The following is a 13,455-nucleotide window of genomic DNA, read 5'->3' as shown; positions in this document are numbered from 1 at the left end:
AGGGCCCCTCGACGGGTCGCGGTTCCCTCGGCGGAGAGGCGCGTCAGCCGGCCAGCACCTTGCGGATCCGCTGCAGCGACACGCTCTCGGCGGTGCCGAGCGACTGCGCGAAGAAGCTCACCCGCAGCTCCTCGATCATCCAGCGGGCGCGCGCGATCCGCTCCGGGGCGTGCGCGGGCAGCGGCACGACGCCGCCTGCCGAGCGGTAGAGCTCCTGGGCCGCCTGCACCTCGTTCAGCCAGACGCGGTCGCGCCCGACGTTCTCGGCGATCTTGCCGAAGCGCTCGGTGATCCCGCCGAGGTAGCGCGGGAGGTGCCGCAGCCGCTCCACTCCGGTCGCCGAGACGAAGCCCGGGTAGACCAGGCCCGAGAGCTGCTCCCGCGCATCCGTGAGGGCGGGCAGGAGCGCCATGCTCGTCGAGGCCTTGAGCGCCTTCTCGACGCCCCGGGCGGTGGTGAGGATCGTCGTGACCGTCTTCACGGTCTCGAACATCGCGTCCATGACGCTCGCCGAGGTCCGGTCGCGCACGGCGTCGAACTCGGCGCGGAGGAAGAGCATCCCGTCGGGCTTCATCCGCCAGAGGACCGCGTCGACGCAGGCGAGCAGGCAGTCGGTGAAGAGCGCGGTCGTGTTCTGGTACGGGCTCTGCGCGAGCACGAGCTTCTCGTTCGAGGTGAGGTGCTGCTGCACGTAGGCGACGGGGCTCGGCGTCGCGAGCAGGAGGAGGCGGCGGACGCCTCTCGGGTGCTCGCGCGCCTGGTCCTCGGCCGTGGCGAGCAGGCGGATCGAGACCGAGTCGCCGTCGTCGATCAGGGCGGGGTAGGCACGGATGGTGTTCCCGCCCTGCCGGGTGTCGGTGACGCGGGGCAGCTCCGGCATGTCCCAGGTCTTCAGGCCCCGGCGCTCGAGCGCGTCGGGGACCCGGGCCTCGACCACGCGGGCGACCTCGTCGCGGACCCGGCCGCGCAGGCGCTCGGCCAGCGGGGCGAGCTCCTTGCCGGCGGCGACCGTGCGCCCCCGCTCGTCGGCGACGGCGAAGGTGACCCGCAGGTGCGAGGGGATGCGCTCGAGGTCGAAGTCCTCGGGCTGCACCACCACGCCGGCCTCGCGGCGGATCGCTCCGGCCAGGGTCGCCGCGAACGACTCCGTCGGCGGGTTCGGCACGTCGTGCGGCAGGGACGCGGTGAGCTTGCGCGCCCAGTCGTTCGCGGGCACCACGTTCCGGCGCAGGTGCTTGGGCAGCGCCTTGATCATTGCGGTGACCAGCTCGGCCCGGAGCCCCGGCACCAGCCAGTCGAAGCCGAGGGGCGTCACGCGGGGCAGGAGGGCGAGCGGCACGTGCACCGTCACTCCGTCCTCCTCCGTCCCCGGCTCGAACCGGTACGAGAGGCGGAAGCGCTGGTCGGCCTGGCGCCACTGCGTGGGGAACGCGGTCTCGTCGATCTGCTCCGCGTCCTCGGGGAGGAGCGTCTCCTGCGTCATCGTCAGCAGGTCGGGCTCGTCGTGCTGGGTCGTCCGCCACCAGGAGTCGAACGAGCGCACCGAGGTGATGTCGCGGGGGAGTCGGCGGTCGTAGAAGTCGAACACGGCCTCGTCGTCGACGAGCAGGTCGCGGCGGCGCGTGCGCTCCTCCAGCCGCTCGAGCTCGGCCCGCAGGGCCCGGTTCTTGCGGTCGAAGGCGTGGCGCGACTCCCACTCGCCCTCGACGAGGGCGTGCCGGATGAACAGCTCGCGGGCGTACGAGGCGTCGATCCGCGAGAACTGGACGCGGCGGCGGGCGATGATCGGCACGCCGAAGAGGGTGACCTTCTCGTAGGCGACGGCTGCGCCCTGCGCCTTCTCCCAGTGCGGCTCGCTGAACTGCCGCTTCACGAGGTCGCCCGCGATCGCCTCGGCCCAGGCCGGATCGATCGCGGCGTTCGAGCGGGCGAAGAGGCGGCTGGTCTCGACCAGCTCGGCGCTCATCACCGCGTCGGGGAGCTTCTTGGCCAGGGCACTGCCGGGGAAGATCGAGAACTTCGCGTTGCGGGCGCCGATGTACTGCACGTTCTGACGCTCGCGGCTCTTCGCCGCGCGCTGCGCCTGCTGCGAGGTGGTGTCCTTGATGCCCAGGTGCGAGAGCAGGCCGGCCAGGAGGCTCCGGTGGATCCCGTCGGGGTCGACCTTCGGCTCGCCCAGCTCGAGCTTGAGGGGGCGCGCGAGCTGGCGCAGCTGGCGGAACACGTCCTGCCACTCGCGCACGCGCAGGTAGTTGAGGTATTCGGCCTTGCACAGGCGCCGGAAGGCGCTCGAGGAGAGCTCCTCCTGCTTCTCCTCCACGTAGTTCCAGAGGTTCAGCAGGGTGAGGAAGTCGCTGGTGGGATCGACGAACCGCGCGTGCTGCTGGTCGGCCTGTGCGCGGCGCTCGAGAGGGCGCTCGCGGACGTCCTGGATCGTGAGGCCCGCGACGATCGCCATCACCTCGCGGCTGACGCCGTGGCGGCGCGACTCGATCACCATCCGGCCGAAGCGCGGATCGATGGGGAGCCGCGCGAGGTCGCGCCCGATGCGCGTGAGCTGCGGCGCGGCCTCCGCCCCCTTGCGCGGGACGCCACTCGAGTGCGCGCTCGGCGGCGTGCCGCGCACCGGAGCGGCGTCTCGCGGCGCGGCGGAGGCGGCGGAGGGGGAGCCGGGGACGCGGAGGGCGCCGAGCTCCGTGAGCAGGTCGAGGCCGTCCTTGATGCCGCGGGAGTCGGGCGGAGTGAGGAACGGGAACGAGGCGATGTCGCCCAGTCCGAGCGAGATCATCTGCAGGATGACCGCGGCCAGGCCCGTGCGCAGGATCTCGGGATCGGTGTACTCGGGGCGGCGGAGGTAGTCCTCCTCGGAGTAGAGGCGGATCGCGATGCCCGCGCTGGTGCGGCCCGAGCGGCCGGAGCGCTGGTTCGCGGAGGCCTGCGACACCGCCTCGATCGGCAGCCGCTGCACCTTCGAGCGCGCGCTGTAGCGCGAGATGCGGGCCGTACCGCCGTCGATCACGTAGCGGATCCCGGGGACGGTGAGACTCGTCTCCGCCACGTTGGTCGCGAGCACGACGCGGCGGCGGACGCCGGGGGTGCGCCCCTTCTCGAAGACGCGGTGCTGATCGGCCGCCGACAGGCGCCCGTAGAGGGGGAGCACCTCGGTGCCCGGCAGGTTCCGACCGCGGATGGCGTCCTCGGCGTCGCGGATCTCGTTCTCGCCCGAGAGGAACACCAGGACGTCGCCCGGATCCTCGCGCGCCAGCTCGGCCAGGGCGTCGGCTATGCCGGTCATCAGGTCGCGGCTGCCGCTCGTCGCGTCGGGGACGTCGGTGTCGTCGTCCTCCTCCGGCTCCTCGGCGACCAGCGGGCGGTAGCGGATCTCGACCGGGTAGGTGCGGCCGGAGACCTCGATGATCGGCGCGGGCTCGCCGGCGGCGTCGGCGAAGTGGGCCGCGAAGCTCTGCGGGTCGATCGTCGCCGAGGTGATGATCACCTTCAGGTCGGGGCGCTGCGGCAGCAGGCGGTGCAGGTAGCCCAGGAGGAAGTCGATGTTGAGGCTGCGCTCGTGCGCCTCGTCGATGATGATCGTGTCGTACCGGCTGAGCATCCGGTCGTGGTTCATCTCGTTGAGCAGGATGCCGTCGGTCATCAGCTTGATCCGCGTCGAGGCGGACGCCTTGTCGGTGAACCGGACCTGGTAGCCGACCAGCCCGCCGACCTCGTCGTCGAGCTCCTCCGCGATGCGCTCGGCGATGGTGCGCGCGGCGATGCGCCGGGGCTGCGTGTGCGCGATGCTCTCGCGGCCGAGCTCCAGGCAGATCTTCGGCAGCTGGGTCGTCTTGCCCGATCCGGTCGCGCCGGCGACGATGACCACCTGGTGGTCGCGGATCGCGGCGGCGATGTCCTCGCGCCGCGCCGACACGGGGAGTTCGGGCGGGTAGCGGATGCTGAGCACGTCTGACATGAGCCCTCCATCCTACGCCGCGTGCGACAATGCCCTGTCTCGTGAAACATCGCGGGCCACCCTGCCCGGTCGGGCGCTCCGGCGCCGGTCGTCCGCGGCGCACGATCCCGTGGAGCACCCCGATGAATCCGCAGTCCCTGCTGGTCGTGCTGAACATCGTGCTGCTGCTCTTCGCGATCAGGGGCGTGCTGTCGAACCCGAGGCTCTCGAAGGTCGCGAAGGTCTCCTGGGTGGCGTTCATCGTGATCGCGCCGTTCATCGGCAGCCTCGCCTACCTGGCGGTGGGCCGTCGCGGCGGGAGCGGCGGAGGCGGCACGGTCGTGCGCGGCACGGAGCGGCCGTCGGGCTGGTTCTTCGAGCGCTGAGCGGCCGGGCGGCCCGGCGGCGGGGGAGACCCGCGGACGTCGGCGCCCCGCGGACCTCCTGACCCTCCGTCCGCGGCAACCCCCTGACCGCAGGCTCCGCCCGCGTCTAGCGTGGAGCGCATGGCCGGTCGTCTGCGCTCCAGTGTCAGCCCCTACCTCCGCTCGCACGCGGACAATCCGGTCGACTGGTTCCCCTGGGGCGAGGAGGCGTTCGCCGAGGCGGTGCGCCGCGACGTCCCGGTGATGGTGTCGATCGGCTACTCCACCTGCCACTGGTGCCACGTGATGGCGCGGGAGTCGTTCTCGGATCCGGTGCTCGCCGCGCGGCTGAACGCGGACTTCGTCGCGGTGAAGGTCGACCGCGAGGAGCACCCGGACGTCGACACGGCCTACCTGACGGCCGCGAGCGCGTTCACCCGGCAGCTCGGCTGGCCGCTGACGGCCTTCGCCACCCCCGCCGGCGAGACCTTCTTCGCCGGCACCTACTTCCCGCCGCGCGCCGTCGGCGGCGTGCCCGCCTTCTCCGACGTCCTCGACGCGGTCTCGGAGGCGTGGCGGCTGCGGCGCGACGAGGTGCAGGCGACGGCGGGGGGCCTGGCCGCGGCTCTGCGCGAGGCGACCGCGGCGCTGCCCGCCGACTCCGCGCTGCCCGGCGACGCCGAGCTCGACGGCGCCGTCCGCGCACTCGCGGACGAGGAGGACCGGGTGCACGGCGGTTTCGGCGGCGCCCCGAAGTTCCCGGTGGCTCCCGTGCTCGGGTTCCTGGCCTCGCGGCCCTCGGGAGCGGCGCTCGCCGAGCGCACGCTGCTCGCGCTGGGCGCGTCCCCTCTCCGCGACCGCGACGGGGGCTTCTTCCGCTACGCGACGCAGGCCGACTGGAGCGATCCGCACTACGAGCGGATGCTGTACGACAACGCGCAGCTGCTCGACGTCGCGGCCGTCCTGCTCGGGCACGACGGCGCCCGGGTGGAGGAGCTGACCGGGATCGCGGAGGGCGTCGCCGCGTTCCTCCTGAACACTCTCGAGCGGCCGGGCGGCGGCTTCGCATCGGCGCAGGACTCGGAGAGCATCGTCGACGGCCAGCGCTCGGAGGGCGGCTACTACCTCGCCGAGGACCGGTCCCGCCTCGCGCCTCCCGCTCTCGACGAGAAGGTCGTCACCGGCTGGAACGGCCTGGCGATCCGCGCGCTCGCCCGCGCCGGACGCGTGCTCGGACGGGAGGAGTGGATCGACGCCGCCCGGCGCGCGGCGGACGCGGTGCTGCAGCGGCACCTCGTCGGCGGCCGCGTCGCGGTGCGCGCCTCCCTCGACGGTGCCGTCTCCGTGGCCCGCCCGGCGCTGGAGGACCTCGGGATGCTGGCCGGCGGGCTCCTCGAGCTCGCCCTGGCGGAGGGCCGCCCGCGCTACGCGGTCGCGGCGCGCACCCTGATCGACGGCGCGCTCGACGCGGCCGACGGCCCGCTGCCGTTCGCGCTGCCCGGGGGAGGAGACCCGGCGCTGACCGCGCGGGGACTCCTGCTCGCGGCCGATCCCTCCGAGGGCGCCTCCCCCTCCGGCCTGTCGGCGACGGCGGACGCGGCGCACGAGCTGTACCTGCTCACCGGATCGCAGCGCTACCGGGAGGCGGCCGAGGCGGTCGTCGCCTCGATCGCTCCGGGCGCGGTCCGCCAGCCGATGGGCTTCGGCGCCGTGCTCGGGCTCGCTTCGCGGCTGGCTCGCCCGGTGCGGCAGCTGGTCGTCGTGGGCCCCGGAGCGGCGGAGGCGGTGCAGGGCGCCCGGTCCGCCGGGATCGGCGTGCTGGTCGGCGTGTCCGACGAGGGCGCCCGGGACTGGGCGGACGCGGGCTTCGAGCTGTTCGAGGGGCGGATCTCGCGGGAGGGGCTGCCGACCGCCTACTCCTGCGAGGCCTTCGTCTGCGCCCTACCGACGACCCGCCTCCCGGAGGAGCTGCTCACGCGGCCGTGACCACCAGCGGCGCCTCGGGGTCGGCGGCCCACTCGTTGAGCGAGCCGTCGTAGACGACCGCCGTGTCGACTCCGAGCACCGCCAGTGCGAGCGCATCGGCCGTCGCGGCGATCCCGCCGCCGCAGTAGAGGACGATCCGCTCGGCCTGGAGAGCGTCTCCGAACAGCGACCGCAGCCGCTCCGGCGGCAGGAGCGTGTTGTCGGCCCGGTCGACGAGCCGCCCGGCGGGGACGCTCCGCGAGCCCGGCAGGTGTCCGAGGCGGGGTCGGCGCCCCTCCTCCCCGGTGAACTCCTTCGGCGGGTCCGCGCAGACCAGCGCCCCGGGAGCCTCGCCGCGCACGACGCTCTCGACGCCGGCCTTGTCGATCCAGAGCGGCCGCTCCTCGCGCACGCCGATGCCTCCGCTCACCGCGGGCTCGACGTGCCCCGTCTCGATCGGGCGCTCCTCCCGCCGCCAGGCCGGGAGCCCGCCGTCGAGCACCGCGACGGCGTCGTGCCCGGCCGAGCGCAGCAGCCACCACAGCCGCGAGGCCCACTGGCCGACCGCGGAGTCGTACACGACGACCACCGAGTCGTCGTCGATGCCGAGCGCGGCGGTCGCGGCGGCGAAGCGCTCCGGGTCGAGCCGGGTGAAGGGCAGGGGAGCCGCCGGATCGGACAGCTGCTCGAGCAGGTCGCCGAACACGGCGCCGGGGACATGCCCCTCGAGGAGGTACTGCTCGTCGCCGCTGAGGTAGCCGGGCCGCCCGTCGAAGCCGGGCACGAGCAGCACGCTGGCGTCGACGACGACGAGGTGCTCGCGGCCGAGCTGGTCGGCGAGCCACTGGGTCGAGACGATCGGCCGGGCGAGGTACGGGACGGAGGAGGTGCTCACCCGCCCCACGCTAGGCGCGACCGCCGACATGTGCGCCCCCGTGCGTCACGCACGGTCACGGACGCCACGGGCGCTCAGCACTCGATGACGTTGACCGCGAGGCCGCCCTCGCTCGTCTCCTTGTACTTCGACGACATGTCGATGCCGGTCTGGCGCATCGTCTCGATGACCGCGTCGAGCGAGACGCGGTGGTCGCCGTCGCCGTGCAGCGCGAGGCGGGCCGCGCTCACGGCGGTGGAGGAGGCGATCGCGTTCCGCTCGATGCAGGGGATCTGCACGAGCCCGCCGACCGGGTCGCAGGTCAGTCCGAGGTGGTGCTCCATCGCGATCTCGGCCGCGTTCTCGACCTGGCGCGGACTGCCGCCGAGCACGGCGCAGAGCGCTCCGGCGGCCATCGCGCAGGCCGAGCCGACCTCGCCCTGGCAGCCCGCCTCCGCACCGGAGATCGAGGCGTTCGTCTTGCAGAGCGAGCCGATCGCGGTGGCGGTGAGGAGGAAGCGGCGCAGCCCCGCGCGATCGGCGCCCGGGACGAAGCGGAGGTAGTAGTGCCCGACGGCGGGGATGATGCCCGCCGCTCCGTTCGTCGGAGCCGTCACGACGCGCCCGCCTGCGGCGTTCTCCTCGTTCACCGCGAGGGCGAAGGCGTGGAGCCACTCCACCGAGGTCGCGCGGGCGCGGTCGAGCGGGTCCTCCTCGAAGGCCTCGAGGCGCTCGCGCAGCACCGAGGCGCGGCGGCGGACGCCCAGGCCGCCCGGCAGCACGCCGTCGGTCGCCAGGCCGTGCTCGACGCAGGCGGCCATGGCGTCCCAGATCGCGTCGAGGCGGGCGTCGATGTCGACCCCGGGGTGCAGAGCGCGCTCGTTCGCGGCGGCGATCTCGGCGATGCCGGAGCGGGTCCGATCGCAGGTCGCCAGCAGGTCGAGCCCGGAGACGAAGGGGTAGGGGTGCGGGGCCAGCGCAGCCAGCTCGGCGCGCTCGCCCGCGCGCCGGATGAAGCCGCCGCCGATCGAGTAGTAGGTCTCCTCCCACACCGGCAGCGCGTCGTCGCCGACCCAGACGCTGAAGGTGAGGGCGTTCGGGTGCTCCGGCAGCCTCGTGCGCGGCTCGAAGACGACGTCGTCGGGCGTCATCGCGAGGCGCTGCTCGCTGGCCAGGAGGATCGTCCCCTCCGCGTCGAGGCGCTGCCAGGCCCCGCGCACCAGCGCAGGGTCGCACGTCTCGGGGTCCAGGCCGGCGAGACCGGCGACCACCGCGTCGGGGGTGCCGTGGCCGATCCCGGTGGAGCCGAGCGAGCCGTAGAGGGTGCAGCCCACCCGGCTCACGCGGCCGAGGAGCCCGGCGTCGCGGATCCGCTCGGCGAGGGCGAGGGCGGCGCGCATCGGTCCGACGGTGTGCGAGCTGGACGGGCCGATCCCCACGCTGAACAGGTCGAGGACGGAGACGTAGGCGCTCATCCACTGAGACTACGCCGGGGCCGGCGGAGTGCGCCGCTCGAGCCGCGCCCGCGACGAAGCGCCACGGAGATCCGGCGTCGACGAGGGTCGGCGGCGGATCAGCGCAGCGTCTTGCGCGCCGAGATCTGGCCGGTGTCGAAGCCGAGCAGGTGCAGGCCGCCGTGGAAGCGGGCGTGCTCGACCTTGATGCAGCGGTCCATCACGACGGTCAGGCCCTTCGACTCGCCGTACTCGGCCGCCTCCTGGTTCCAGATCCCCAGCTGCACCCAGACCGTGGGCGCGCCGACGGCGAGGACGTCGTCGATCACGGCGGGGATGTCGCTCGCCTTGCGGAACACGTCGACGATGTCGGGCACGACCGGGAGCTCGGCGAGACTGCGGTAGACCGGCTGCCCCAGGATCTCGGTGGCGTTCGGGTTCACGAAGTAGAGCTCGTAGTCGCTCGACTGCTGCAGGTAGGTGGCGACGAAGTAGGAGGAGCGGGCCGGGTTCGGCGAGGCGCCGACGATCGCCACGGTCTTCGCGCGGCGGAGGATGTCGAGTCGCCTGCGGGCGTCGGGGCCCACCCAGGTGCGCTGCGAGCGCAGCATCTTCGCCAGCGGCGAGTTCGCCGGGACCGAGCAGCTCAGCCCGTTGGACAGCTGGACGACCGTGTCGGCGGTGTCGGTGGTGCTCATGCTCAGACCTCCACGGCCGGGGTGTGCAGGGTGGTGGTCGTGTCCTCGGGGAGCTCGGTCGGAGCGTCGGGGGTGCCGTGCTCCTCGACCGCGCGGGCGAGCGCCTGGTCGAGATCGTAGATGATGTCGTCCGCGTCCTCGATGCCGACGGAGAGGCGGACGAGTCCGGGGAGGACGCCCGCGTGGAGGAGCTGGTCCTCGGTGAGCTGGGCGTGGGTGGTCGAGGCGGGGTGGATCACCAGCGTCTTGGCGTCGCCGATGTTGGCGAGGTGGCTGGCGAGGTCGACCGATTCGATGAAGGTCTGGCCGACGGCGCGGCCGCCCTTGACCACGAAGCTGAAGACCGAGCCCGGTCCCTTCGGCAGGTACTTCTGCGCGCGGTCGTGGTGCGGGTGCGCGGGCAGCCCGGCCCAGTAGACCGCCTCGATGCGGGGGTCGGCGTCGAGCCACTCGGCGACGCGGCGCGCGTTGTCGACGTGCGCCTGGATCCGGTACGGCAGCGTCTCGACGCCCTGGGCGAGCAGGAACGCGGAGTGCGGAGCGAGGACCGGCCCGATGTCGCGCAGCTGCTCCGCGCGCAGGCGCGTGAGGAAGCCGTACTCCCCGAAGTTGCCGTCCCACGACAGGTCCCCGTAGGAGGCCACCGGGTCGTGCAGCAGCGGGAACCTCTCGGGGGAGTAGTGGAAGCGCCCCGACTCGACGACGACGCCGCCGAGCGTGGTGCCGTGTCCGCCGAGGAACTTGGTGGCCGAGTGGATGACGATGTCGGCGCCCCACTCGATCGGGCGGACGAGGTAGGGCGTGGCGACCGTGGAGTCGATGATCAGCGGGATGCCGGCGGCGTGCGCGACCGCGGCGAGGCCCTCGATGTCGGCGATCTCGCCGGAGGGGTTCGCGATCGTCTCGGCGTAGAGCACCTTGGTCTTCTCGGTGATCGCCGCCGCGTAGTCGGCCGGGTCGCTCGAGCGGACGAAGGTGGTGTCCACTCCGAAACGGCGGAGCGTGACGTCGAGCTGGGTGATCGATCCGCCGTAGAGGTTGGCGGAGGACACCACGTGGTCGCCCGCGCCGACGAGCGCCGCGAAGGTGATGAACTGCGCCGAGAGCCCGGAGGCCGTGGCGACGGCGCCGAGGCCGCCCTCGAGGCTCGCGACGCGCTCCTCGAAGGAGGCGACCGTGGGGTTCGACAGGCGCGAGTAGACGTTGCCGTACTTCTGCAGCGCGAAGCGGGCCGCGGCGTCGGAGGTGTCGTCGAAGACGAAGGCGCTGGTCTGGTAGATCGGCAGAGCGCGGGCGCCCGTCACCGCATCGGGGATGTTGCCCGCGTGGATCGCACGCGTCTTGAAGCCGTACTCACGATCTGCCATGCGATCGACGCTAGCGGGAGCCGCCGACACCGCCGCGCCGGAGCGACGCATCGCGTAACAGAGCGGCCCCGCAGTGCAGAGCGACCGTGCGCGACGGAGCGGTCGAGCGGATCGGAGCGCCGATCAGAGCGCCAGCTGCACCGCGGCCAGTCCCATCGCCGCGATCGCCGCCCACGACACCAGGGCGACGAGCAGAGCACGCCACCCCGTCGTCACGAGCGCGCGCACCCGGACGGCGCTGCCGAGCGCGAAGAGCGCCGCGGCGAGGAGCCAGGTCTGCGCGGTGTCGGCGGCGGCGAGCAGTCCCTCCGGCAGGGGGAGGAGTGTGCGCAGCAGCACCGCGGCGAGGAACCCGACCACGAACAGCGGCACGATCGCCGGGCGCGTCCCGCCGGTCCCGCCGCCGCGCCTCGTGACCGCCGCCGCCACCGCGACCATCGGCGCCAGCATGACCACTCGGGTCAGCTTCACCACGACCGCCACGGCCAGCGCCGACGCTCCCGCCACCTGGGCCGTCGCCACCACCTGGCCCACGTCGTGGACCGAGGCGCCGACCCAGTGCCCGAACTGCACGTCGGAGAGCCCGAGCGGCTGCTGCAGGGCGGGGAGCACCGCGATCGCGAGCGTGCCGCAGAGCGTCACCAGCGCGACCGGAGTCGCCTGCTCCTGCTCCTTCGCCCGGGTCGCTCCGGCCATCGCGCCGATCGCCGAGGCCCCGCAGATCGAGAAGCCCGCCGCGAGCAGCAGCGGCTCCTGCCCGGGCAGCCGGAGCGCCCGGCCCAGCGCCCAGGTCAGGCCGAAGGTGGCCAGGACGATCCCGACGACGACCAGGATCGCGCCCCAGCCCAGCGCAGCGATGTCGATCAGCGAGAGCTTCAGCCCGAGCAGGACGATGCCGGTGCGCATCAGCGAGCGGGACGAGAACTTCAGGCCCGGCGCCAGCGCCCCGCTCAGCAGGGGGCGCGCCGCGGGCAGCTGCGCCACGAGGATCCCGAGCGCGACCGCCGCGGTCAGCATCGGCACTGCCGGCACCGTCGCGTGCAGCAGGGCCGCGATCACCGCCGCGACGGCGCAGGCCGCGACTCCCGGGCCCAGCCGCCGGATCAGACCCACGAGGGCAGCCACATGTGGGCCTGCCAGAAGGTGAAGGACGTCTGCGCGCCGATCCAGAGCGGCAGGAAGTAGGCCGTCAGCGCCGCCGCCGCCACCGCGAAGACGAGCACCACGAGGACGCCGCGGGTGCGCCGCCTCCGCTCGTCGCCCGGACTCCCGATCACGATCCCGGCCGTCAGCGCCAGCGCCAGCATCATGTAGGGCTCGAAGACGACGCAGTAGAACTGGAACACCGTGCGGTCGAGGTAGAGCAGCCACGGCAGGTAGCCCGCGACGATCCCCATCAGCACGAAGCCGGCGCGCCACTCCCGGTACCGCGCGAGCCGGTAGAGGAGGTACACCAGCGCCAGGACTCCGGCGTACCAGATGAGCGGATTGGCGACCGAGGTGATCGCCTCGTCGCAGCGTGCGGCGGTGCAGCCGTCGACGCCCGTCGCCTGGTCGACGAAGTACATGCTGGTCGGCCGGAGCATGAGCAGCCAGGTGAGCGGGTTCGCCTCGTAGGGGTGCGAGGCCCGCAGGTTGATCGAGTAGTCGTACATCTGCACGTGGTAGTGCCAGAGGCTCTGCGCCCAGTCCGGCACCCACGCCAGAGCCCCGGTCCAGGCGTTGCCGGGGGCCTCCGACGCCCACTGCCGGGCCCATCCGCCGGAGGTGCGCAGCCAGCCCGTCCAGGTGACGAGGTAGGCGATCAGGGCGATCGGCACGACCAGGAGGAAGGTGACCGGACCCTGCTTGAGGATCGCGCCGCTGCCCCAGAACGGCACGCCCGCACGGCGCCGCATCAGCGCGTCGACGACAACCGCGTACACGCCGTACGCCGCGAGGAAGTAGACACCCGTCCACTTCACGCCCGCGGCGAGGCCGAAGAGCACGCCGGCCGCGAGCAGCCAGGGCCGCCACCACAGGACCGGCCCCCAGCTCGGCAGCGCTCCCGCCGCCACCTTCCGCGCCAGCTGCAGCTCGGCCCAGCGCCGGTCCAGCAGCACCGCCGCGACCCCGCAGAGCGCGACGAACATCAGGATCCCGTCCAGGAGCGACACCCGCGACATCACGATCGCGTGGCCGTCGAGCGCGAGCATCAGCCCCGCGAAGGAGGAGAGGAGGGTGGAGCGGAACAGGAGGCGGCCGATCACGATCACCAGCGCGACGGCGAGGATCCCCACGACGGCGGTCCCGACGCGCCAGCCGACGCTGTCGTCCGCGCCGAACACGCCCATCCCGAGCCCGATGATCCACTTGCCCAGCGGCGGATGCACCACGAAGGACGGCGCCCCCGTGAAGGTGTCCACGTCGCCGGCCGCGAAGCCGGGGTCCGGGTCCTCGGGCCAGGCGCCCTCGAACCCGAGGTTCCAGAGGGTCCAGGCGTCCTTCACGTAGAAGGTCTCGTCGAACACGAGCGAGCGCGGGTGGCCGAGGTTCCACAGCCGCAGCACCGCGGCCAGGGCGACCACCAGCAGCGGCAGTCCGAGCTCGTACAGCCGGCGGCGCGCAAGGGAGGCGACGAGCCGGGTGTGCAGGTCGTCGAACCAGGAGCCGCGCGGCACGTCCGGGAGCGGGGTGCGCTCGCGCGGTGCGGACGCCTCGGCGGGCTCCACCGGGACCGAGCGCGCCGATCCCGCCGCGTCCAGGAGCAGGTCGTCGAAGTCGCGCTGCGGTCGGTCCGTCACCCG

Annotated in this window: 9 protein-coding genes; 2 read left to right on the top strand and 7 right to left on the bottom strand. The window is 73.3% G+C overall.

All coding sequences use genetic code 11. The features are described 5' to 3' along the window. Nucleotides 1–43 precede the first annotated feature (43 nt). Nucleotides 44–3,967: an ATP-dependent RNA helicase HrpA gene (gene hrpA, locus C5C59_RS08110; protein ID WP_104237692.1), complete on the bottom strand. Its 3,924-nt coding sequence runs from the start codon at nt 3,965–3,967 to the stop codon at nt 44–46. Nucleotides 3,968–4,089: 122 nt separating this feature from the next. Between hrpA and C5C59_RS08105 the strand changes: the two genes are divergently transcribed. Together C5C59_RS08105 and C5C59_RS08100 are read left to right on the top strand one after the other, a co-directional pair. Next, nucleotides 4,090–4,332, top strand: coding sequence for a PLDc N-terminal domain-containing protein (locus C5C59_RS08105; protein WP_160033960.1), 243 nt, complete (start codon nt 4,090–4,092; stop codon nt 4,330–4,332). A 120-nt stretch (nt 4,333–4,452) separates the two neighbouring features. Beyond that, nucleotides 4,453–6,297 carry a thioredoxin domain-containing protein gene (locus C5C59_RS08100; RefSeq protein WP_104237691.1) on the top strand — a complete coding sequence of 615 codons (1,845 nt, stop codon included), beginning with the start codon at nt 4,453–4,455 and terminating at the stop codon, nt 6,295–6,297. Here the strand turns inward: C5C59_RS08100 and C5C59_RS08095 are convergent. The 6 genes from C5C59_RS08095 to C5C59_RS08070 form a co-directional block, all read right to left on the bottom strand. Beyond that, nucleotides 6,284–7,171 carry a sulfurtransferase gene (locus C5C59_RS08095; protein ID WP_181134859.1) on the bottom strand — a complete coding sequence of 296 codons (888 nt, stop codon included), beginning with the start codon at nt 7,169–7,171 and terminating at the stop codon, nt 6,284–6,286. The two genes, C5C59_RS08100 and C5C59_RS08095, sit on opposite strands and share 14 nt — an antisense overlap. A 74-nt stretch (nt 7,172–7,245) precedes the next feature. Continuing rightward, nucleotides 7,246–8,625, bottom strand: a complete 1,380-nt coding sequence (locus C5C59_RS08090) for an L-serine ammonia-lyase (protein WP_104237689.1) — start codon at nt 8,623–8,625, stop codon at nt 7,246–7,248. 98 nt (nt 8,626–8,723) lie between these two features. After that, nucleotides 8,724–9,302, bottom strand: coding sequence for a CoA-binding protein (locus tag C5C59_RS08085; protein WP_104237688.1), 579 nt, complete (start codon nt 9,300–9,302; stop codon nt 8,724–8,726). A gap of 2 nt (nt 9,303–9,304) precedes the next feature. Further along, nucleotides 9,305–10,669, bottom strand: coding sequence for an O-acetylhomoserine aminocarboxypropyltransferase/cysteine synthase family protein (locus C5C59_RS08080; RefSeq protein ID WP_104237687.1), 1,365 nt, complete (start codon nt 10,667–10,669; stop codon nt 9,305–9,307). 123 nt (nt 10,670–10,792) lie between these two features. Beyond that, nucleotides 10,793–11,782, bottom strand: coding sequence for a YeiH family protein (locus C5C59_RS08075; protein WP_258061304.1), 990 nt, complete (start codon nt 11,780–11,782; stop codon nt 10,793–10,795). Further along, nucleotides 11,773–13,452 (bottom strand): dolichyl-phosphate-mannose--protein mannosyltransferase, encoded by a 1,680-nt coding sequence (locus C5C59_RS08070; RefSeq protein WP_258062655.1) that lies wholly within the window; start codon nt 13,450–13,452, stop codon nt 11,773–11,775. Before C5C59_RS08070 ends, C5C59_RS08075 begins: the two co-directional genes overlap by 10 nt. Nucleotides 13,453–13,455: the final 3 nt, after the last annotated feature.

Source organism: Rathayibacter sp. AY1F4 (assembly GCF_002931775.1).
In the GTDB taxonomy this organism is placed as follows: domain Bacteria; phylum Actinomycetota; class Actinomycetes; order Actinomycetales; family Microbacteriaceae; genus Rathayibacter.
The sequence above is the reverse complement of the archived record's forward strand: the minus strand, read 5'-3'. Positions and strand labels throughout refer to the sequence as shown.

Bases quoted from the DNA above. Each gene is read 5' to 3' on its own strand.
- hrpA (WP_104237692.1), bottom strand. From the start codon at position 3,967: ATGTCAGACGTGCTCAGCATCCGCTACCCGCCCGAACTCCCCGTGTCG.
- C5C59_RS08105 (WP_160033960.1), top strand. From the start codon at position 4,090: ATGAATCCGCAGTCCCTGCTGGTCGTGCTGAACATCGTGCTGCTGCTC.
- C5C59_RS08100 (WP_104237691.1), top strand. From the start codon at position 4,453: ATGGCCGGTCGTCTGCGCTCCAGTGTCAGCCCCTACCTCCGCTCGCAC.
- C5C59_RS08090 (WP_104237689.1), bottom strand. From the start codon at position 8,625: ATGAGCGCCTACGTCTCCGTCCTCGACCTGTTCAGCGTGGGGATCGGC.
- C5C59_RS08085 (WP_104237688.1), bottom strand. From the start codon at position 9,302: ATGAGCACCACCGACACCGCCGACACGGTCGTCCAGCTGTCCAACGGG.
- C5C59_RS08080 (WP_104237687.1), bottom strand. From the start codon at position 10,669: ATGGCAGATCGTGAGTACGGCTTCAAGACGCGTGCGATCCACGCGGGC.